The sequence below is a fragment of the Kitasatospora sp. NPDC050543 genome, assembly GCF_044457565.1.
Classification (GTDB): Bacteria; Actinomycetota; Actinomycetes; order Streptomycetales; family Streptomycetaceae; genus Kitasatospora.
In genome coordinates, this window is sequence record NZ_JBITGZ010000053.1 from 11,951 (window position 1) to 32,325 (window position 20,375).

23 protein-coding genes are annotated in these 20,375 nt (G+C 73.0%); 14 read left to right on the forward strand and 9 right to left on the reverse strand.

Annotated elements, in window-relative coordinates; all coding sequences use genetic code 11:
* Positions 1–60: 60 nt before the first annotated feature.
* Positions 61–696: a TetR/AcrR family transcriptional regulator gene (locus ACIBH3_RS33855; RefSeq protein WP_396315950.1), complete on the reverse strand. Its 636-nt coding sequence runs from the start codon at positions 694–696 to the stop codon at positions 61–63.
* A gap of 149 nt (positions 697–845) precedes the next feature.
* Here ACIBH3_RS33855 and ACIBH3_RS33860 point away from each other — a divergent pair, with 149 nt between their 5' ends.
* Positions 846–2,147 (forward strand): YncE family protein, encoded by a 1,302-nt coding sequence (locus tag ACIBH3_RS33860; protein WP_396315951.1) that lies wholly within the window; start codon positions 846–848, stop codon positions 2,145–2,147.
* Positions 2,148–2,193: 46 nt separating this feature from the next.
* Here the strand turns inward: ACIBH3_RS33860 and ACIBH3_RS33865 are convergent, their stop codons facing one another.
* Positions 2,194–2,886: an RraA family protein gene (locus ACIBH3_RS33865; RefSeq protein ID WP_396315952.1), complete on the reverse strand. Its 693-nt coding sequence runs from the start codon at positions 2,884–2,886 to the stop codon at positions 2,194–2,196.
* 113 nt (positions 2,887–2,999) lie between these two features.
* Positions 3,000–3,287, reverse strand: coding sequence for a hypothetical protein (locus ACIBH3_RS33870; protein ID WP_396315953.1), 288 nt, complete (start codon positions 3,285–3,287; stop codon positions 3,000–3,002).
* A gap of 433 nt (positions 3,288–3,720) precedes the next feature.
* Here ACIBH3_RS33870 and ACIBH3_RS33875 point away from each other — a divergent pair, with 433 nt between their 5' ends.
* Positions 3,721–4,065, forward strand: a complete 345-nt coding sequence (locus ACIBH3_RS33875) for a hypothetical protein (protein WP_396315954.1) — start codon at positions 3,721–3,723, stop codon at positions 4,063–4,065.
* A gap of 525 nt (positions 4,066–4,590) precedes the next feature.
* Entirely contained in the window at positions 4,591–5,214 is a 624-nt protein-coding gene (locus ACIBH3_RS33880) for a histidine phosphatase family protein (protein WP_396315955.1), read from the forward strand.
* A gap of 169 nt (positions 5,215–5,383) precedes the next feature.
* Here ACIBH3_RS33880 and ACIBH3_RS33885 read toward each other — a convergent pair whose 3' ends face one another.
* The 3 genes from ACIBH3_RS33885 to ACIBH3_RS33895 form a co-directional block, all read right to left on the reverse strand.
* Complete coding sequence (locus ACIBH3_RS33885; protein WP_396315956.1) at positions 5,384–5,584, reverse strand: hypothetical protein; 201 nt, start codon at positions 5,582–5,584, stop codon at positions 5,384–5,386.
* Between the two features lie 64 nt (positions 5,585–5,648).
* Positions 5,649–5,873, reverse strand: coding sequence for a hypothetical protein (locus tag ACIBH3_RS33890; protein ID WP_396315957.1), 225 nt, complete (start codon positions 5,871–5,873; stop codon positions 5,649–5,651).
* A gap of 107 nt (positions 5,874–5,980) precedes the next feature.
* Positions 5,981–6,481 carry a pyridoxamine 5'-phosphate oxidase family protein gene (locus ACIBH3_RS33895; protein WP_396315958.1) on the reverse strand — a complete coding sequence of 167 codons (501 nt, stop codon included), beginning with the start codon at positions 6,479–6,481 and terminating at the stop codon, positions 5,981–5,983.
* 232 nt (positions 6,482–6,713) lie between these two features.
* Between ACIBH3_RS33895 and ACIBH3_RS33900 the strand changes: the two genes are divergently transcribed.
* Positions 6,714–7,049: a hypothetical protein gene (locus ACIBH3_RS33900; protein ID WP_396315959.1), complete on the forward strand. Its 336-nt coding sequence runs from the start codon at positions 6,714–6,716 to the stop codon at positions 7,047–7,049.
* A 48-nt stretch (positions 7,050–7,097) separates the two neighbouring features.
* Here the strand turns inward: ACIBH3_RS33900 and ACIBH3_RS33905 are convergent, their stop codons facing one another.
* Positions 7,098–8,174, reverse strand: a complete 1,077-nt coding sequence (locus ACIBH3_RS33905; RefSeq protein ID WP_396315960.1) for a hypothetical protein — start codon at positions 8,172–8,174, stop codon at positions 7,098–7,100.
* 231 nt (positions 8,175–8,405) lie between these two features.
* Between ACIBH3_RS33905 and ACIBH3_RS33910 the strand changes: the two genes are divergently transcribed.
* The 6 genes from ACIBH3_RS33910 (at position 8,406) to ACIBH3_RS33935 (ending at position 14,217) form a co-directional block, all read left to right on the forward strand.
* Positions 8,406–9,416 (forward strand): ATP-binding cassette domain-containing protein, encoded by a 1,011-nt coding sequence (locus ACIBH3_RS33910; RefSeq protein WP_396315961.1) that lies wholly within the window; start codon positions 8,406–8,408, stop codon positions 9,414–9,416.
* Entirely contained in the window at positions 9,413–10,261 is an 849-nt protein-coding gene (locus tag ACIBH3_RS33915) for an ABC transporter permease (RefSeq protein WP_396315962.1), read from the forward strand. The genes ACIBH3_RS33910 and ACIBH3_RS33915 overlap by 4 nt, the downstream gene beginning before the upstream one ends.
* A gap of 224 nt (positions 10,262–10,485) precedes the next feature.
* Positions 10,486–11,793 (forward strand): histidine kinase, encoded by a 1,308-nt coding sequence (locus ACIBH3_RS33920; protein ID WP_396315971.1) that lies wholly within the window; start codon positions 10,486–10,488, stop codon positions 11,791–11,793.
* Positions 11,790–12,470, forward strand: coding sequence for a response regulator (locus tag ACIBH3_RS33925; RefSeq protein ID WP_396315963.1), 681 nt, complete (start codon positions 11,790–11,792; stop codon positions 12,468–12,470). The genes ACIBH3_RS33920 and ACIBH3_RS33925 overlap by 4 nt, the downstream gene beginning before the upstream one ends.
* A gap of 221 nt (positions 12,471–12,691) precedes the next feature.
* Positions 12,692–13,399, forward strand: coding sequence for a GPP34 family phosphoprotein (locus tag ACIBH3_RS33930; protein ID WP_396315964.1), 708 nt, complete (start codon positions 12,692–12,694; stop codon positions 13,397–13,399).
* Between the two features lie 494 nt (positions 13,400–13,893).
* The gene (locus ACIBH3_RS33935) at positions 13,894–14,217 is read left to right on the forward strand and encodes a hypothetical protein (RefSeq protein ID WP_396315965.1); all 324 of its coding nucleotides are present in this window, start codon (positions 13,894–13,896) and stop codon (positions 14,215–14,217) included.
* Positions 14,218–14,448: 231 nt separating this feature from the next.
* Here ACIBH3_RS33935 and ACIBH3_RS33940 read toward each other — a convergent pair whose 3' ends face one another.
* Entirely contained in the window at positions 14,449–15,297 is an 849-nt protein-coding gene (locus ACIBH3_RS33940) for a class I SAM-dependent methyltransferase (protein WP_396315972.1), read from the reverse strand.
* Positions 15,298–15,730: 433 nt separating this feature from the next.
* On the opposite strand from ACIBH3_RS33940, the gene ACIBH3_RS33945 reads away from it, so the two are divergent.
* Positions 15,731–16,282: a hypothetical protein gene (locus ACIBH3_RS33945; RefSeq protein ID WP_396315966.1), complete on the forward strand. Its 552-nt coding sequence runs from the start codon at positions 15,731–15,733 to the stop codon at positions 16,280–16,282.
* 284 nt (positions 16,283–16,566) lie between these two features.
* The gene (locus tag ACIBH3_RS33950) at positions 16,567–16,734 is read left to right on the forward strand and encodes a hypothetical protein (protein WP_396315967.1); all 168 of its coding nucleotides are present in this window, start codon (positions 16,567–16,569) and stop codon (positions 16,732–16,734) included.
* 150 nt (positions 16,735–16,884) lie between these two features.
* Here ACIBH3_RS33950 and ACIBH3_RS33955 read toward each other — a convergent pair whose 3' ends face one another.
* Positions 16,885–17,889 (reverse strand): LAETG motif-containing sortase-dependent surface protein, encoded by a 1,005-nt coding sequence (locus ACIBH3_RS33955; RefSeq protein ID WP_396315968.1) that lies wholly within the window; start codon positions 17,887–17,889, stop codon positions 16,885–16,887.
* Positions 17,890–18,189: 300 nt separating this feature from the next.
* On the opposite strand from ACIBH3_RS33955, the gene ACIBH3_RS33960 reads away from it, so the two are divergent.
* Both ACIBH3_RS33960 and ACIBH3_RS33965 read left to right on the forward strand, forming a co-directional pair.
* The gene (locus ACIBH3_RS33960) at positions 18,190–18,969 is read left to right on the forward strand and encodes a BTAD domain-containing putative transcriptional regulator (protein ID WP_396315969.1); all 780 of its coding nucleotides are present in this window, start codon (positions 18,190–18,192) and stop codon (positions 18,967–18,969) included.
* A 141-nt stretch (positions 18,970–19,110) separates the two neighbouring features.
* Positions 19,111–20,375: hypothetical protein (locus ACIBH3_RS33965; protein ID WP_396315970.1), on the forward strand; the 1,265-nt coding region annotated here is incomplete at its 3' end.

A 20,375-nucleotide genomic window follows, 5' to 3' on the forward strand; every position in this document is an offset into this window, starting at 1 on the left:
AGCGCCACCCGTACGGTCGCCTCGCCTCGCGGGGCGGCGGGGGCCCGCTCCGGGCCGTACTCAGTGGGCAGCCGGGCGCGTGACGCCCAGCAGGAGCGCCGCCAGCTCGTCGATGATCTGATCGAGCGTCGCCTGGAACTGGCCGGCCGTCCAGTCGTGCAGCAGCCCGTTGACCGCGCCGATGAACGCCGTGGCCGCGAGCCGGTAGTCGCGCGCCACGGCCTCCCCGCGCGCGGCGGCCGCCTCGGCCTCCGCGACGAGCAGAGCCACCCAGCGGGAGCGCCGGACCAGCCGCTGGCGTTCCAGCTCCGCGCTGACGCCGACGATCTCGACGAACGCGATCCGCAGCCGGCGCGGGTCCCCGGTCGCCGCCGTGACGTAGGCGCGCAGCACCGCCGTGATCCGCTGCTCGAAGCCCAGGCCGGCCGCGTCGGTCAGCGCCCGCAGCACCGCCTGCTCCGTCCGGTCGTTGACCCGCAGGTGCAACCGCGCGAGCACGTCCTCCAGATTGCGGAACTCCTCGTAGAACTGACGGGTGGACAGCCGGGCGGCCTCGCACAGCGCCGTCACCGAGGCGGCCCGGTAGCCGCGCCCCGTTCCGAACAGCTCCAGCCCCGCCGCCAGGAACCGCTCGCGCCGGTCGGCCTGCCGTTCCTGCGCCGACCTCCCACCGTATGTGCCCGTGACCTGCCCCATTGCTCCCGCCTCACCCGATGACCGTCGCCGCTCGTCCAATTGTTGCCCGCCGAGGTCTTGTCAGGGCGCTCGCACCGTCCTTACCGTCGGGTAGCAGAATCTGACAAACCTTCTTTTCAGACTTGCGACACCCTAGTGAAGGAGTGGCGATGTCTCTCTCCGGTTCCAGGTCCGCACGGCACATACGTGTTCTCGCCGGCCTCACGATGGCCCTCGGCATGGCCCTCGCGAGCTCCGCCGTCGCCGGCGCCGCCTCGCCCCACGCCGGTGCCGGCCCCCGAACCGGCCCGAGCACCGGCACCGGCCTGCGCGAGGTGATGTTCGTCGGCAACAACTGGGACGGCACCGCCGACGTCATCGGCTCCACCGGCGACTTCGCCAGGATCGGCCGGATCAACGTAGTCCCGGACAAGGACCAGCGGCTCGCCGAGATCTACCTCAACCCGATCAAGCTCATCTACTTCCTCGGCATCAGGCAGGGCGCGGGCGAGGGGCATGACCAGTTCGTCGACGACATGTACGCCACCCCGGACGGCTCGGCGATGGTGGTCTCGCGTCCGAGCTTCGCCGACGTCGTCTCCCTCGACATCGCCACCGGCCGGATCAACTGGCGCTTCCCCGTGTCGGGTTACCGCTCCGACCACATGGCGGTGTCCCCGGACGGCAGCCGGGTCGCCGTCTCGGCCTCCACCTCGAACACCGTGCACGTGCTCGACATCAGGACTGGCACCCGGCTCGGCTCGTTCAGCACCGGGGACAAGCCCCACGAGAACGTCTTCACCGGCGGCGGGAAGTCCCTCTGGAACATGGCGATCGGCGATGTCACCACCGCCCTCGACGCCCCCTGGCTCGACTGGACCAAGGGCGACCGCCGCATCACCGTCGTCGACGCGAACACCTTCCGGCAGGTCAAGGTCATCGACATGCGCCAGCGGCTCGACGCCTTCGGCCGCACGGACCTCTCCGACGCCGTCCGGCCCGTCGCCTTCACACCCGACGAGTCCACGCTCTACTTCCAGGTCTCCTTCTTCAACGGATTCGTCGAGTACGACGTCGCCTCCGACCGCATCACCCGCGTCAAGACGCTCCCCAAGAACCCCGCCACCAACGAGGACCGCACCACCTGGGTCAACGACTCCCGCCACCACGGCCTGTCGATGAGCCCCGCGGGCGACAAGCTGTGCGTCGCCGGCACGATGGACGACTACGCGGCGGTCGTCGACCGGGCGACGCTGGAGGAGGGCCCGCTGGTGCCGGCCTCGAAGCCCTACTGGGCCACCGTGAGCGGTGACGGCAAGGCCTGCATCATCTCCGAGAGCGGCGCCGACCAGGTCACCGCGATCGACTTCGCGACCGGGCGCAAGATCGCGTCCGTGCCGGTGGGGGACCACCCTCAGCGCGTGCGCCTCGCCCACGTCCCGGCCGACTGGTCCGGCCCCGCTGCGGGCTGACCCGTCGGCCATCGCCCGCGTGCCCCCGCTGACCCTCGTTCCTCCTCTACTCCTCGATCGCCCCGCCGATCCGGCGCAGATGCCGCCGGAAGGTGTACGACGGGTCGGCCGCCCGCTGCGCCAGGTAGTCGTCGAAGCCGGTCTGCCGGCGCAGCGTGTCGCCCGCGCGGATCCGGTCCGCCTGCTCACGCTCCGTCCGGCGGATGCGGTGCGCCGTCGCGAGCACGTCCTCGACGTGCCCGGCGGCGACGAACAGCACGCCGTCCCGGTCGCCGAAGACGACGTCGGCACTGCTCACCCGCTGCGCACCGAACCGCGCGGTGGTCAGTGCCTCGGGCTCCCGCTCGTCCAGCCGGACCGGGCCGAGCGGGTAGCTGCCGTAGCTGAAGACCGGCACGCCGATCTCGGCCAGCTCCGGGGTGTCCCGGTGCAGGCCCCAGACCGCCAGGCCGGCCAGGCCCGCAGCCGAGGCCTCCAGCACCGCCAGGTCCCCGACGCAGGCCTCGTCCGGACGGCCGCCGTTGTCGATGACCAGCACGTCACCGGGCGCCGCCAGGCCGAACGCCTCCAGGAACACGTCCACGCTCCCGTAGTGGCGTACCGGTGCGGCGCGTCCCGCGATCCGGTGCCCGGGGTCGACCGCGCCGATGCCCGGCGGTGCGGCGCGCAGCGGCAGACCCTCGCGCACGCAGGCATCGGCCAGCAGCGGCGTGGACAGGTCGGCGAAGGCCTTCAGCATGGCGCTCTCCCTGGCTCGGCCCCACCCCCTCGGCGTCGCGAGTGGGGCAGCGGGCGAATGCCGGGAGTCTACCGGCGGCCACCGACACAGCACCGCCGACGTCGGCGCCGGGTCTAGGAGTTGGGCATCCAGTAGTTGTGCACCTCGGACACGGTCGGCTGGCTGGGTGGCTGGGGCAGGCCCTGCCCCTGCGCGACCGGCATCATGCGCTCGACGAACGCGTCCATCGCCTGCCGCGACTCCCACAGGTCGTAGATCGACATGCCCCCGCCGTTGGCGATCGCGACATGGGAGAGGCACCCCTCGAAGGGGTTCCCGGGCAGTTGCTGCAGGGCGGCGTTCAGGGCGTTGTACTGTGCGCTGCTGACTCCCGGCAGCTCGGCGTGCATGAAGATCGCCACGATGGTCCTCCTATGGTTCGGGGCGCGGCTCGGTTCCGCTTCGGCCGGGGCATGCCGGCCCCGGCCTCGGCGTCGGCCTCCAGCCTCCGGCGATCCGCAGGACACGGCATCCCCACTCGCCCGGCCGGGTGGCCCGGCCGCGGGGGCTGGGTACTGCTTCCGCTTGCGCGCCCGCCTCCCGGAAACCGCGACGAGAGGGGGCGGGCGACGCCTCGGTGCATTGCCGGGCAAGGAATATGACTGATCATCAGCCAGACTGCCCGAAAGGCTGTGTCGGCCCGCCCGGCCGTGCTGGCGGGGAGCGGCGTGTGAGGGGAGGCCTCCGCCAGCCCCGACCCTGTCTTCCCGCCCGTCCTCTGCCACCGGCGCCCGGACGGCGCCGGTGTCGTCGGCCCGGCGGGCGCGGTCGGCGCGCGCCGGTTAGGTTCGGCCTATGACGACTGAAGAGATGACCGCTGCGACTGTGGGCGTGCGCTCTTATCAGGAGGTCGCGGTCGTGCTGGCCGCGGCCAACACCGAGGAGGCCTGCTCCGCCCGGTTCGGCCGCGGTGTGCTAGCTGCCTACCGGTGGGCGCTCGGCGGGCAGGTGGCGGCTCCGATCACGGCCGCCGCTCCGCCCGGCGCCGCGGGGCCGAGCCACGCACAGCTGCGGGCGGAGTGCCAGGCGGCCCTCGCCGAGGTGCTGGGACACGCCCGGCGCACGGTCGAACTCGACTACGCCCGGGGCGTCCACGAGGCCCTGGCCTGGCTCTGCGGCCACAGCGACGAGGTGCCGTAGGCGGCTCCGGGTAGCGGCGCGCGTCGGTTCGACGCAGACCCGCTCCAGCCGAACGAGGCCTCCAGTAGGTGGGTGTTGCTCGCGTCGACGCCGGTCGCACGCCCCCGGAGTCACCATCCTGGACGGTTCCTTCCGGGCCTGCCTCCACCCGTCGGGATGCCGCTCTCCTCGCGACGGGTCCACCCGGATCGACCAGGGGTAGCGGGGATGCGCGGAGTGGGTCGGTCGTGCGCGCGAACACTGCTCCTACCCCGCGAGCCCCGGCCGTGCGGTGGACGTCCTCCGTTGTGGGTCCGCGGCCGAGCAGCCCGACCGGGTCGGCCCCCAGGTTGGCGATCCCGGTGAGGTCTCCGAGGTCGGTGCTGGCCCCGACCCGGAATGCTGTACGGGTGATCCTGGCGCGGCACGGCCGGTGCGGCGGGTCGGCCGGTGAGCGTGCGCGGGCCCGCGGAACCGATGCCGGCGGGGACGGCGTCCAGCCAAGGACGAGACACGTGATCATCGGTGAGTACGAAGGAGACCGCGATGAGCGGAACGGCCACCCGCCACCTCTACCTCGTCCGGCACGGCGAGGCTCTGCCGGACGAGAGCGGGCTGACGGAGGACGGCCGCCGTCAGGCGACGCTCCTCGGCCGTCGCCTGCGGGGCATCCCCTTCTCGGCCGTCCACCACGGCCCGCTGCCCCGGGCGGCACAGACCGCGCAGCTGATCGGCGAGGAGCTGAACGGCGTTCCACTGGTGGTCTCGGAGGTCGCCGGGGACTACGTCCCCCACATGCCGGACCGGGACGAGCTGCCGGCAGGCTCCGCCGACTACCTGCTGCGCTTCCTCGAACCGGTCACGCCCGAGGACCGCGACCACGGTGCGGTGCTCGCCCGCCGGGCGCTGGCCCGCTTCACCGGCCCGGTGGACGGCGACGAGGAACGCCACGAGCTGGTCGTCACCCACAACTTCCTGATCGGCTGGCTGCTCCGGGACGCCCTGGACGCACCGAAGTGGCGTTGGCTGGGCCTCAACCACGGCAACGCGGCCCTGACGGTCCTCCGCTACGCACCCGGTCGGCCGGTCTCGCTGCTCGTGCAGAACGACATGCGCCATCTGCCGGCCGACCTGCGCTGGACCGGCTTCCCGTCCGAGCCGCACCTCTAGGCGTCCGGAAGCATCAGCTCGTCGAGAACAGCCCAGACCTGAACCCCGGCCCACGCGGCTGGTCGCCCGGCCGTGTACACGTGTGGCTGCGGAGCGCTGTCCAGAGCCGGCGGCCGGCAGTTCGGCGGGTCGTGGGTCCGGGGCCGGCGAGTGGCGAGTGCGGGGCGGGTCAGGGGAGGAGCTTGTCCAGCGCCGCCTTGCCTTCCTTGGCGAGCTTGCGCTCGGCCCAGGCGAGAGTGTCCGGGGTGAGGTCGCGACCGGAGGCCAGGACCACGTCCTCGGCCGTGACCGTTCCCTCGGAGCCGACGTGGAGCAGCGCGTCGGGCGTCACGCCTTCGGGCTGCGGGTTCGAATTGGGCTGTGCGTTCATGCCGCCCTCCTAGTTCGGTTGAGCGAAATCGTATGGGCGGGGATGGCAAAGCGCGCGCGGTGGTTCAGTCCGGCACCTCCCGGGTGAGCTGTTCGGACCGGCCGGGAGTGGAATCCGGCCGTTCGTGGTGCGGCTCCGGGCCGCCGTCCGTGGGCCGGCGAGGCCCCGGGCGGTCGTCGCGATCGCCGGCTCGGTGCTCGGTCCGGTCCTCGGTCTGGTCCTCGGTCTGGTGCTCGACGGAGTGGTGCGGCGGGACTCCTCCCGCACCGCCCTGTGGGATGTCGTCCATGGCTCTCCCTTCGTCGGTCACGCCGCCGGTCAAGGTGACCGCCGCCGCCGATTGCCCGGGCGCCTGCCCGGGAGCCGGGGTCGCAAACCCTTCGCAAGTGACGGTCTTCAGGCGCCGCGTTTGCGCTCGTCCCGCCGCCGGGCCAGTTCCTCGACCGCGCTCGGGAGGGTCGTCTCGAAGTCGATCAGTTTCGCCCAGGTCGGCGTTACGACGATCCGGACCATGCCGTCATAGAGCGAGCGGACCTCGGCCTCCCACTCGACCCGTTGCTCGGGCGTCATCGCGTAGGTGCCGTTCATCTGGAGGTACTCGTCCGGGATGCCCTCGACGACGTCAAGCTCGGCCCGACCGCGGATGAGCAGGATCTTCGGTGGGTGCACCTCGGTGTCGATCGTCAGGGCGACCGCCGGGTTGTGGCGCAGAGCCGGTAGCTTCGGGGCGTTCTTCACCGTGCACATGACGATTTCCGAGCCGTTCCAGAGGAAGCCGATCGGAATGGCCCGGGGTGTGCCGTCCCTGGCGACGTAGGCCAGTCGGGTCACGTCGCGGGCCAGGAGTTCCTGGCTGAGCGGACGGTTCAGGACCTCGGTAATCGCGCTCGGCTGCATGGTCGGACCTACCCTCCAGCGGTCGTTCACCAGTCACCCCAGCTTAGGAGGTCCCGGGAGCCGAGGCGGCGAAGCGGATGAGAGCGACAGGCCTGCTGAAGGCGTCGGAACGTACAGATACACGAACGTCGTCCGGCATGGTTCGGTGGCACACGCTCAGGGTTCGATGGCACGGAACACCGGCGCGCAGCTGATGTTTGATCAGTCGAACAGATTATCGAACAATGGTGCTGTGACCGCAGAAGTGCCCTTCTCCCGCCCGCATCGCGCGGCCGCCGCGCCGGGCGACGCGCGGCGGGCCCCGCGTGAGCTCATGACCATGCCCGGCATGGTCCACGACGAGCGCGCGTGGAAGCTGGTGTGGATCCGGGTGGGCGGCGCCTGGCGGTCCGGGGTGCTCACCGTCTGGCGGCGGCCGCCGAACAGCACGGTGTGGGTGGCCCACGTCCGCTGGGGCGAGGGTGACCACTGGGGCTGGTTCCTCTACGACCCGGCCACGATCCGCCCGGCCCCCGAACCCCCGCCCGTTGCGGCCGGCCGCGCCCCCACGGGGGCGGGACGCCCCTGACGCGGTGGGGCGTGGCGGTGGGGCCGCCGGGCCGGCCGGCGACCGAGGTCAGGTGCGGAAGCCGATGTGAACGTGGTCCTGGTGGGTGTCGTCCGAGAAGAACTGGCCGGACGTCCCCCCGGACAGCTGGCGCGGGCCGCCCACGTTGTACGAGCCCGCCGCCGCTGCCGCCCGCATGAAGCCGTCCACCAGGTCGTGCGGCGTCCCGGGGTCGACCACGGCGTGCCCGTCGATCTGCCAGACGTCGAAGGCCCGGCCGGGCGGGTGGTCGCTGGGCCGGTCCGTTCCGAAGACGTAGATCGGGTGGCCCGAGCGGACCACGCTGACGTACATCCGGTAGGTCCGGGAGAGCGTCAGCATGGCCTCCAGCACAGTGGTGTGGATCGCGCCGCTGCGGACGTCCGCGACCGAGGCCGGCGGGAGCTGGATCCGGGGCTCCGTGAGCACCTGGCGGGCGGCGGCGCCCGGGTCGCCGGCCGGGTCGCCGGGCTGGGCGGGGTGCAGCGCCGTCACCGACCAGCGCGGCTGTGCGGAGCTCAGCCGGACGTCGACCGTGGTGCCGCCGGCCGTGACCGTCCCGTCGGCGGCTTCGGTCCACTGGTCGCAGACCACCAGCACGCTGGCCGAGTCGGTGAGGATCCCGCCGTACTGCGCGTCGACCACCTGGAGGGCGGCCGCCTCGGCGGTGGGGCGCAGCGTCCCCGCCTGGTCGACGAGCGCGGGGTCCAGCCCGAGGGCCGAGACCCGGGCCCGGGCGGCGTCCGCGCCGCCCTCGCCGGCCGGCCAGGCGCCCAGTGCCTCGACCAGCTGGACGGCCCGCAGCTTGACGTCGGGCTCGACCTCGCCCGGCCCGGGTGTCCACGCGGTGGTCGCCGGCGGGCCGGCGGAGGGCGTCGGGGGAGGCGTCCCGGTGGCGGTGGCGGTGGCGGTGGCGGTGGCGATGGCGCTGGTCGCGGGCGCCGATGACGAGGAGGACGAGGAGGACGAGGACGGCGGGGGCGTCCCCGGAGCCGGCGTGCCCGGTCGGCCGGAGCAGCCGGCGCCGGCCAGCAGCACACCACCGGCGGTGATCAGCAGCGCGCGGCGGGGGAGTGGCCCGGGCCGGCCGGGGGAAGGACTGCGCATGGGCTCCTCTGTACGGCACCGCCCGGCCGCCCGGCAGGAGCCACGCCGTGGCTTCGCCCTCAGCACGGTCCCGGTCCTGGCGCGGGCCCAGGCGCGACGGCCCGTAGTACCGCGGTACCACCCGCGGCCCGAGCTTCCCGCCCCGGGTACCACGGTCCGGGCCGTTCGCGTGTCTAGCGTTGATCGTGAGGCGCCCGGGTCGACCGGAGCCCGGGTGTGAAGGAAGAACCGATGATCGAGGCGCAGCAGCTGACGAAGCGGTACGGGGAGAAGACGGCGGTCGACCGGTTGGAGTTCACCGTCAAACCGGGCTCGGTGACCGGCTTCCTCGGGCCGAACGGCGCGGGCAAGTCCACCACCATGCGGATGATCGTCGGCCTGGACGCACCGACCGGCGGGTCGGTCACCGTCAACGGCCGCCGCTACGCCCAGCACGCAGCGCCCCTGCAGGAGGTCGGCGCGCTACTGGAGGCGAAGTCGATCCATCCCGGGCGCTCGGCCTTCGATCACCTGATGGCGCAGGCCCACACCCATGGCATACCGCGCCGCCGAGTCGTGGAGGTCATCGAGCTCACTGGTCTGCAGAGCGTGGCGAAGAAGCGCGCCGGCGCCTTCTCGCTGGGCATGGGCCAGCGGCTGGGCATCGCTGCCGCGCTGCTGGGCGACCCTGCGACCGTCATGCTCGACGAGCCCGTCAACGGGCTCGACCCGGAGGGCGTGCTCTGGATCCGCAACCTGCTCACCGGCCTGGCCGCCGAGGGCCGTACGGTCTTCGTCTCCTCGCACCTGATGAGCGAGATGGCCCTGGTCGCCGACCATCTGATCGTCGTGGGCCGCGGCCGGCTGCTGGCCGACACCACGGTCGAGGATCTGGTGCGCCAGGCCGGCGGTGACACCGTGAAGGTGGCCACCGCGGACCCGGCCCGCCTTCGGGAGGTGCTGGCGGGGCCCGGCGTCGAGATCACCGGCCGGGCCGGCTCCGAGGAGTTGCAGGTGGTCGGTCTTCCGGCGCGTGAGATCGGTCTGAAGGCGGCGGAGCACGGCATCGCGTTGTTCGAGCTGACCGCCAGGGCGGTTTCCCTGGAGGAGGCGTTCATGGAGCTGACCAGGGACGCCGTCGAGTACCACGGCAGCACCACCGGCATCGCCGGCCCAGCCGGGACCACCGGCACGACCGACGTCACCGGCACGACCGACGTCACCGGCACCACCGGCCTCGACACCCCCGGGAGGGTGGCATGAGCACCATCGCCCCGATACACACCCGCGAACCGTCCCCCGCGGCGTCCACCCGCCCGGTCTACCGGGTCACCGGGCGACGCGTCCTGCGGGCCGAGTGGGCCAAGCTATGGTCCTTGCGTTCGACCTGGATCACCCTCGGCCTGGCCCTGCTCTTCGTGGTGGCGTTCGGCCTGATCGCCTCCGCCCAGTACAAGTCCCGGATCACCTCCGGTGGGCACATGGACCGGGACTTCGCCAACGCCTCCGCCGTCCGCCTGTCGCTGTTCGGCACGAACTTCGGCCAGCTCGCGCTCGGTGTCCTGGGCGTTCTGGTCACCGCGGGCGAGTACTCGACCGGCATGATCCGCTCCACCCTGGCCGCCGTCCCGCGCCGGCTGCCGGTGCTGTGGTCCAAGGCCGCGGTGTACGGCGTGGTCGCGCTGCTGGTCGGGACGGCCGGGGCGTTCACCGCGTTCGTGATCGGCAGCCGGATCGTCTCCGGCACCCCCGCCGCCCTGTCGATGTCGGACGCCGGCGTGGTACGCAGCCTGCTCGGCGCCGGGCTCTACCTCGCCCTGGTCGGCGTGATCGGCACGGCGCTGGGCGCCCTGCTGCGCTCGGTGGCTGGCGGCATCTCCGTCCTGGTGGCGGCACTGATGCTGATCCCGGGGCTGGTCAGCCTGCTGCCCAGCTCGTGGCAGGATCACATCGCGCCGTACCTGCCGAGCGCCGCCGGCGAGTCGATGTTCGCCCTGCACCAGGCCGCGAACACCCTCACGCCGACGAGCGGCTTGCTGGTCTTCCTCGGCTGGACGGCACTGGCGCTGGCCGGGGCGGCCTGGCGGCTGGTACGCACGGACGCCTGATGGCGCTCGACCGGCGCCTGATGGCGACGACTCCGGCGAGGACCGGCGGCACGACGATCGGACAGTCCGGTCGGCCGCCGGTCCTCGCCCATGATGGACGGGTGACCCTGGTGACCAGCACGGAGAGCGCGCACCCCGCGGGTGCGCCGTCGACCGCACACGCCTCGGGTGCGGCGGGCGGCACGGGCAGCGTGGACGCGGCCGGCTACCCGCAGCTGCCCCCGCTGGGGCTGGAGGCGCTCTGGGGGCATCCCGTGGTCGCCCGGCTGGTGGCCGCCGGGCACCGGCTGCGGCGCCTGGACCGGGACCGCCCGTGGGTGCTGGACACCGCCGTGGTGGTCGCGGTCTTCGTGCTGTTCTGCCTGCCGGACCTGGTCCACGGCGGAGGCCCGCGCGACCTCCGGTTCAAGATCATGCACCTTCCCGTGCCCGGCATGCTGGCCTTTCAGGCCGCGCTGATCCTCCCGCTCTGGTGGCGCCGCAGAGCGCCGTCCGCGGCCTTCGCCGTGATCGCCGGCGTCTTCGTCGTGCAGTGGACGGCGCTGGTGTGGCTGCGGGCCGATGTCGCCCTGCTGATCGCGCTCTACAGCCTCGCCCTGCACGGCCGCCTGCGGCACCTGCCGTGGGCGTGCGCGGTGATGGCGGGCGCCCTCGGCCTGGTCGCCCTGCGGGTCTCGGTCGTGGTGACCTTCGGGGACGCCCTCTTCTTCCTGGTCAGCGCCGCGACCGCGTCGGTGGCGCTGGGCCTGGCGCTGCGGATCCGCCGGGCCCACGTCGCCGCCCTGCGGGAACGGGCCGTGCGGCTGGAGATCGAACGTGACCAGCGCACCGCGCTGGCCGCCGCCGCAGAGCGCGCCCGGGTGGCACGCGAGATGCACGACATCATCGGGCACAACCTGTCCGTGATCATCGGCCTCGCCGACGGCGGCGCCTACGCGGCCGAGGTCAATCCCCGGCGTGGCAAGGAGGCGCTCCAGCTCATCGCGGGCACCGGCCGCGAGGCACTGGGCGAGATGCGCCGGATGCTCGGCGTCCTGCGTGAGGATCACGAGGGCCCCGAGCTCAGACCGCAGCCCGGCCTCGCGGACCTGGACGACCTGTGCGAACGCATCCGGGCCGCCGGGCCGCACGTCACCTACCGCACCAGCGGTGACCTGGACAGCCTCGACCTGGGCGCCCAGCTCACCGTCTACCGGATCGCGCAGGAGTCCCTGACCAACACCCTCAAGCACGCCGGCAGCCGGACCAGGGCCGAACTCCGGATCACGGTGGACGGCCCGCTCGTCGCCGTCCGCGTCCAGGACACCGGCCTGCCCGTCGGCGGCCCGGCCGTCCGCGGTGCGCCCGTTGGCGCTCCGACCACCGGCAGCCGGTCCGCCGGGACCGACGGGCACGGCCTGGCCGGTATGCGAGAACGCGCCGCCCTCTACGCGGGCACCGTCACGGCCGGACCGCGGCCCGGCGGCGGCTGGACCGTCGAAGCACTGCTCACCCTCACCCCGCCCGCCGAACCCGAAGGCCGCACATCGTGACCACCGTGCTCATCGTGGACGACCAACCCCTCCAGCGGCTCGGCTTCCGCATGCTGCTGGAGAGCTCCCCCGAGACCCAGGTGGTCGGCGAGGCCGCCCACGGCGGTGACGCGGTGCGCCGGGCCGCCGAACTGCGCCCCGACGTCGTCCTGATGGACGTGCGGATGCCTGGTATGGACGGTATCGAGGCCACCCGGCACATCGTTGCCGCGGGCGGACGCTGCCGGGTCCTGGTCCTGACCACCTTCGACATGGACGAGTACGCCCACGCCGCACTGCGCGCCGGGGCCAGCGGCTTCCTGCTCAAGGACGCCATGCCGGAGGAACTGCTGGCCGGCATCCGGGCCGTCGCCTCGGGTGACGCGGTGATCGCCCCCGGCCTCACGAGGCGCCTGCTCGACGCCTACGCCCACCACCTGCCGGTCCGCGCGCCGGGCGAGGAGGCGGCCGACGACCCCCGGCTGCGGGCCCTCACCGAGCGGGAGCGCGAGATCCTGGTGGCCATCGCCCAGGGCTGGACGAACGGCGAGATCGCCCAGCGGCTGGTCCTCGCCGAGTCCACCGTGAAGACGCACGTCGGCCGGGTTCTGGCGAAGATCGGCGCCCGCGACCGGGTGCAGGCCGTGATCTTCGCGTACGACCTGGGGCTGACCCGGCCGGCCGGACCGACCGCATAGCGCTCCTGCCGCGGCCGGGGTGACCACTATGCCGGTGCCGTTCACCCGAAAGGTTGAATCCGCCCGACCGAAAGGTTTGCCGTCCGTGGGTGCTGCGGAGGCGCTGAGGCCGTGTTCCTGCTCCTCGGCGCCGGTACGTTGCGACGGTCGCTCCACCTGGGCGCCCCACCACCGTCCCGCGACCGTCCCACCGCCGGCCCACCTCCGACAGGACCGCATCCGTGCTCACTCCCATGCCGCCGCTCACCCTTCCCGAGGAACTGCTCCTGCTCTGCGCCGATCCCGGGACCGGGCGGGTGGACCTCCCGCCGTGCCTCGACGAGATGGTCGGGGGAGCGGTGCTGGCCGAGTTGCGGCTGGCCGGGGCGATAGCGGTCGACGGGAGGTACATCACCGAGGTCCGGCCGACGGCGACCGGCGACGTCCTGGTCGACCGGGCGCTGGGAGAGTTGTCGCGGACGGCCAAGGGCGGCCGTCCGCAGCGACTGCGGCGCTCGGTCCGCCGGACCTCCGACCGCGCCGCCCGGCGGTACCTGGAGAGCCTGACCGCGCGCGGCCTGCTGTCGGCGGCCCCCACGCGGGTGCTGGGGATCTTCCGCTCGACCCGGTACACCGTCTCTCGGCCCGAGCGGACCAGTGACCTCCTGGCCCGCCTGTACCCCGTGCTGCACCCGCACTCGCAGGTGGCCGGCCCGGCCGGCGTGGCCGACGGCGTGGCCGAGGCGGACGGGCGAGCCGTGCAGCTGGCGGCGCTCGCCGGTGCGGGCGGACTCGACCGGCGGCTGTTCGAGGGCCCCGGCCGACGCGAGCGCCGACGCCGCGTCAGGGCCCTCACACTCGCCGACCCGATCGCGAGCGCCGTCCGCAGGGAGTCCCGGCGGGAGGACTTCCTCTCGTCCTTCCTCGGCTACCTGTTCGCCGGCGGCTGAGCTGAGGCGCCGGTCGTCGGCCGCCGTCCGCTGCCCGCTCTCCTGGGTAGCGCTTCCCTGGCCGATCGACGGTTCCCGCCCGGCGGTGTGACGAGGTGTCACCGCCCCCCGGTACGGTCGGGGGGGGTGAACGAGGGAGGGGTCGGCGATGACCACGACGGCGGAGCCCGGGGCGTCGGTGCGCGCCGAACCCGGCCGGAGACCCGGACCCAGCCGGGCACCCAGCCCCGGTCGAACACCCGGCGGAGCACCGCGCACGGCGACACCGGCACGGTCCTCGTGGTCGGGGGCACCGGGAAGACCGGACGACGGGTCGCCGAGCGCCTGAGCGCGCGGGGCGTACCGGTGCGTATCGGCGCCCGGTCCGCCGAGGGTTCAACCAGAACTTCGACGAGAGCTTCTTCCTGGAGCCGGTCCTGGCGGGCGAACTCGCGCTGCCCACGGGGGCCGCCGTCGAGCCGTTCGTCGACGCCGACGACATCGCCGACGTCGCGGTGGCCGCCCTGGTGGAGGACGGGCGCGCCGGCCAGGTCTACGAGCTCACCGGCCCGCGTCTGCTCAGCTTCGGTGACGTGGCCGCGGAACTGTCCGAGGCCACCGGACGCGAGGTGCGGTTCACGCCCGTCACCGTCGAGGAGTACCGGAAGGTGCTCGCCGGAGCCGGCCTGCCCGGCGAGTTCGCCGACCTGTTCACCATGATCCTGGACGGGCGCAACGCCCATCTGTCCGACGGCGTCCGGCGCGCCCTGGGCCGGGCACCCAGGGACTTCGCCGGCTTCGCCCGCGACGCCGCCGCCACCGGCGTGTGGAACACCTGAAGCCGCCCGGCGCTTGCCCCCGTGCCCCGGCGGAGCCCGCGCCGGTTGCGCCGCGGCCGAGGGCCGGTCAGGGGCCGCGCAGCCACACTGTCGTGGCCGCACCACCGGGCGGAGGACGGGCCCCGGGGGCGCGCAGCGCCTGCCAACGGATCCGGACAGCGGGCATTGCGACCACTGGAAGGGCCGGTCCCTGGATGTCATGGGCCGGATCGTCACGGGCAGGGCACAGCGTCACAGTGGCTTGACGGCGGTGTGGATGTACCAATAGACGTACTTCCTGACGTGGTACATCTGCACCACCGACCGCATGTTGAGCCACCTGTCGATCGGCCCCAGGCGGCTGAGCAGGGCGTAGGGGACGCGGAAGTACGCGTAGAGCGCAGCCGAGGTCGGGAGGTAGTTCTCGGTGGCGTCCAGGGCCTCCTCCACCTGGAAGCCGGCCTTGCGCAGCAGTTGGTTCATGTTCCCGGTGTGGTACTGCTTCGCGCCCGGGAACACCATGTCATCGATGTACGCCTCGATGAGCGCGCGCCCCTGAGGGCTCATCTCCTCCGGTGGGGGGCTCATCGGGCCGAGCACCACCAGCCGGCCGCCCGGGCGGAGCACGCGGAAGAACTCGGCCAGTGCGCGTTCGGGGTCGTAGGCGTGGACCAGCGTCTCCATCGAGTACGCGCCGTCGAAGGACGCGTCGGGGAAGTCCAGCGCGTGGTAGTCCCCCCAGAGGAACTTCGTCCGCCCGTCCAGCGCGGCCCTGGCACTGAGCCGGCGGGCGTCGCGCAGGTGGAAGTCCAGGACGTCGACACCGGTGACCACCAGGCCGAACCGGGTGGCCATCGCCCGGGCCACGGTCCCCGTCCCACATCCCGCATCCAGCACCTGCGACCCCGTCGGCAGGGCCAGCTTCCGTCCGAGGACACCCTCCAGCTGGCGCTGCGCCCGCCAGCAGCGCCACTTGGACTGCCCGGGTTCGGTCCACCCCCAGTGCCGGGCGTTCCTGGCCACGAGTGTGTAGAAGAGCCAGCTGCCCGGACGTCCGTAGACGCGCCGGAGGCCGGCGAGATCGAGCTCGGCACTCACCATCTGCACCTGTCCTCTCCTTGGCGGCTCATGCGGGCAGTCCGCCGCCGCACCGGCGGCCGGCCGGACGTCCGTACCGCCACCGATGGTCATGTGATCGGAAACCCGGGAACGAGGTCGGCCGATTCCGGACGTCACGTCAGGCCGTGCCGGGCACACGGAACTCCGCGGCGCCGGATCTGCCAGCAAACTACCGCCACCGCTCCCACCTGCGGCGCATGGCGCGCTGGCCGGGAGCCCGGACGGCGGGGGCGGGCGTGCGGGGCGCAGCCCTGGAGGGGTGGGAGGAGACCGGGTCCCTCGCCAGGGGGATGGCGCGGCGTGCCGGCCGCCGCCAGGGATGAGTGGCTGTCAGTCCGCAGCGGGATGTGGGGCGCGGGGACCGCTGGCAGGGTGAGTCGCGAGCACAAGCACCCCTGTTCCTGGAGGCTCGATCATGTCCGCAGCCGCTCTCCCGAACCCCGGAACCGCCGCCGTCGCCATCGCTGCCGACGGGATCGCGAAGCCGCCCCGGCGGGCAGTCAGGGCCGCTTACGCATCGGCTCTCGCGGCGACCGCCGGCTTCGTTCCGCTGCACGCGGTGTGGGCCCTCGGTATCCCGCTCTGGGTCGACCAGGGCAAGTTCCGGGAGTGGTACGCCGCCGGAGGCGGTCCGTACCTCTGGGTGCTCAACGGGCTCGCCACCCTGGCCGGCGTCCTGGCACTGAGTCTGGTCCGGCCGTGGGGGCTGGTGGTCCCGCGGTGGGTCCCGCTCCTGGCGGGTCGCAAGGTTCCCGCGCGGGCACTGGCCTTCACCGGCTTCACGGTGTCGGCCCTCCTGCTCCTCTACACCGGGTGGGCCGCGCTGCTGACGGTCGCCCAGTGGAACGACGACGGGATCTTCAGTCGGTGGATCGTCTGCTACGGGATCCCGCAGTTCCTGGTCTGGGGGATCGGCCTGCTGATGGCCGCCCTCTCCTACCGCGCGAGGACCTCGGCGGCGCGCTGACCTCACAGGTCGCCCAAGGCCCCGCCGAGGGGGTTCGGGAGCACGCGCCCGCTTGCCGTGCCGGCCCCAAGTCGGGCAACGTTCGGTCCGGCGATGGTGGGGATCAGGCGATGGTGCGGAACGGCAGGGGGGCTTGGTGGCGCGGCTGCGGGTCGAGGATGTGTTCGTGCTGCCGGGGCGGGGGCTGGCTGTGACTGGGCGCGTGCACCATGGTGACGCGGCCGCGGGTGACCAGCTCTGGTTGCTCGGAGCCGGCGTCCGACGTGCGGTGACGGTCTGCGGGGGTGGAGAGGTTCCGCGTGTGCTTCGGCGGGCTTGGCGGTGATGACGCGGACGTCGGTCTGCTCCTCGCCGAGGTGACCGAGAGCGAGGTCCGTCGCGGGATGATGCTCTCCTCGGACGGTGCTCCGGCCGCGGAGCGACAGCCCGTGCGCGGCCGCACCACCGGGTGAGGCCGCTGAGCCGACCGTGACCGGGCTGACTCCGGCGCGGCCTGCCGGCGCCGGAGTTGCGGACCTGATCGGTACGTCCGGCTCCGGTGACGGGCGGGAGGCTTGCACCGGAGCCGGACGTACCGCCCGCGTGGCGGCCGAGGCGGGGCGTCAGACGGTACGGTCGCCCTGGCGGCGGCGGGAGGCGTACACGGCGCCGGCGCCGAGGACGACGGCCGCACCGGCGGCGGCGGCCAGGTACGGGGTGGCGGGGGAGGCGCCGGTGTCGGCGAGGACGCCGGTCGCGGTCTCGGCGGTGGTGCTCGCGCCGGTGACGGAGGTGCTGGTGCCGGTCCTGCCGGGCGCGGTCACGGGTGCCACGGCGGGGGCACCGGCCCGCGCGTTGGCGGCTGCCGGGACGACCGCGGCGGTGGGCAGGGCGGTGGGCAGCGTGGTGGGGGAGGAGACGGGGGTCGCGCTCGCCTGCTCCTTCGCCTGCTCCTTCGCCTTCTCCGCAGCCGCAGCCGCGGCCTCCGCGTCGGCCTTGGCCTGCGCCTTGGCATCGGTGAGCGCCTGGTCCGCGGCGTTCTTGGCGGCGAGCGCGGCAGTGACGGACAGGTCGGAGCGGACCATCTTCCGGGCGATGGCGACCCGCACGTCGTCCTCGGCCGTGCGCGTGGCGTCGGCCTTGGCCTCGGCGGCGGTCAGCGCGGCGTCGGCGGCGTCGGCGGCCTTGTGTGCCTTGTAGAGGGCGGTCAGCGCGGCGACGCGCTCGTCCTCGGTGGAGGTGGAGCTGTCCAGGATGCGGTTGGCCGTGGCCTGCTCGTCGGCGAGTGCCTTGTCGGCCGCCGTCTTGGCCGTCTTGGCCGTCTGCCGTGCCTCGGCCGCCTTGGTGGCCGCGTCGACTATGTCCTTGTAGGTCCGGTCGAAGATCCCGTCCCGGTTGTCGAGGAGGTCCGACACGAGCTTCCGCTCCTTGGCGGCGGTCGCGACGGCGTCCTGGTAGGCCTTGTCCGCGTCCGCGGCTGCCTTCTCCAACTGGGCGACCGAGGTGCCGTCCGGCTGCGACTGCCCGGTCGGGGCGGTGTCGGCGAGCGCCGGCGTGGCGGAGAGCAGTACGGCGGGCGTGATCGCGGCGGCGATCGCGGCGGTGGCGAGTGAGCGGCGGACGTTCAAGGGATCCCCCTGTATGTGAAGAGCGGACGGGCCGTCGTGGAGCTGTCATCACACGACAGGCACTCAGATGATCGTATAACCGCGTGATGGCGGAAGTTGACTCACCCTCACTTTGTCGAGGCCCCCGCTAGGACCTGCTCGGAGGTCTCCTCCCGGCCCGGCCGGGTCATCTCTCTCCGGGTGCGCGCGGAGCAGCGATCACTCATAAGGGTTGAATCATCGAGGGCCAGGATTGCCGGCGGCGAGATCCGCGCATCAGCAGTCTGTTCGTCCGGAAACGAAGCAGAAGTGGGGTACCACGTGGTCGAGTTGACGCCCGCAGCGCACGTGAGGACGACCGCCGAGCCCCGGCAGAAGCGGCCCGAGAGCCTTCGGCTGCGCCTGTTCGACGGGTTCGAGCTGAGACGCGGGCAGGAGCAGCTCCCGCTGCCGCTGAACAGCCAGCGGCTCATCGCCCTGCTCGGACTGCGCGAGTCCACCACCAGGGGCCAGGCCGGCGGCATCCTCTGGCCCGAGGTATCCGAGCAGCAGGCCGGCGGCCGGCTGCGCACCACACTGTGGCGCATCCAGCGCACCGGCTGGGCGATCGTGGAGTGCCGAGGTCAACTCGCCCTCGCCCCGGGCATCGAGGTGGACGTGCGGACCTGGCTGCGCAGCGCCCGGAGCGTACTGGACGACCCGGGTGCGGCCGACCTGGCGCAGCTGGCCGCCGTCCGGCCGGTCGGCGACCTCCTCCCCGGCTGGTACGAGGACTGGGTGCTGGTGGAGCGTGAACGGCTGCGCCAGCTCCAGCTGCACACCTTGGAGACCGCCTCCGGACGACTGCTGAAGGAGGGGCGCCATGCCGACGCCCTGGAGAGCGGCATGCGTGCCGTCCAGCTGGAGCCGACGAGGGAGAGCGCCCACCGCGCGGTGATCCGCGTCCACCTCGCGGAGGGAAACCTGGGGGAGGCCGTCCGGCAGTTCGAGGCCTGCCGGGCGGTGCTCCGGAGTGAGCTCGGCGTCGGGCCCTCGCCCCTGCTCCAGGCGCTGCTGTGCGAGGAGGAACTCCCGCTCGGCCTGGGCCGCACCGGGTGGTGACGTCATGTCGTGACGTCAAGCAGGCGTGTCGGCGGTTCGCTCGAACCAGTGACCTCACAAGGCCGTTGGTGACGCATCGGTGACGCTCGGGTGACGGATCCTCTGCGAATCTTGCCGGACCTGCGGTCAGAGGAGGCGGCGATGGGTGCTCAACTGAGCTATCCGGGCGTGTACGTCGAGGAGATCCCGAGCGGCGTACGCACCATCACGGGTGTGGCCACGTCCATCGCCGCGTTCATCGGCCGGGCCGGGCGCGGGCCGGTGGACACCCCCACGACGGTGTTCGGCTTCGAGGAGTTCTCCCGGCGGTTCGGCGGCCTCTGGCGGGAGAGCACCCTCGGCTACGCCGTACAGGACTTCTTCGCCAACGGCGGCGCACGCGCGGAGATCGTCCGGCTGACCGACCCGACGACGACTCCGGCCAGGCTCACGGTCGGCGGTCTCGCCCTGGTCGCGGCGGAGCCCGGCAGCTGGGGGGTGGCACTCCGGGCGGAGATCGACAAGAACGGCACCGACCAGGCGGTGGCGGACGAGATCGGGGTCGCCCGGGAGTCACTGTTCAACCTGACGGTCCGGGAGGCCTCCCCCGGCGGACGGACGGAGGCCTTCCACAACCTCTCGACCGCGCAGAACGCCCGGAACGTGGCCGGTGTGCTGGCCGCCGGCTCCGCGCTGGTGCGGGTCGACTGCGATCCGGCGGGGACTCCCGGCGAGGGCAGGGACGCGCTGGGCGCCGCCGAGCAGAGCGTCGCCGAGACGCGGGGCCGGTACCAGCGCGGTGAGGTCCCCAGGAGCGCGCTCGACGCCGCGGAGCTCGCCCTGCGCCAGGCCGTGGACGCGGCCCGCGCGGCGGTGAGCGACGGGGCGCCGCTCACCGCCGCCGACTTCCTGCCGCAGGGCGGTGAGGCGGACCACCGGGGCCTGTACGCGCTGGACCACCTCGATCTGTTCAACCTGCTCTGCATCCCCCCGCATCAGCGTGCGCAACACGATGTGGAGCCCGGCCTGATCTCCGCAGCGTTGGCCTACTGCAGGCGCCGCCGGGCCGTCCTGCTGATCGACCCGCGCGAGGACTGGAAGGACCCGACGCAGCAGCCGGAGAGCTGGCTCGAACCGATCGACGGTCCGCGCGAGAACGCGGCGGTCTACTTCCCGCGGTTGCGCCGGCCCGACCCCGAGCAGGGCGGTCTGATCGCCGACTTCGTGCCGTGTGGTGCGGTGGCGGGGGTGTTGGCGCGGACGGATGCGGTGCGTGGGGTGTGGAAGGCGGGGGCGGGGTTGGAGGCGGGTTTGGTGGGGGTGCCGGATCTATCGGTGCGGTTGTCGGATGGTGAGAACGGTTTGTTGAATCCGTTGGGGGTGAATTGTCTGCGGGCGTTTCCGGTGGTGGGTCGGGTGGTGTGGGG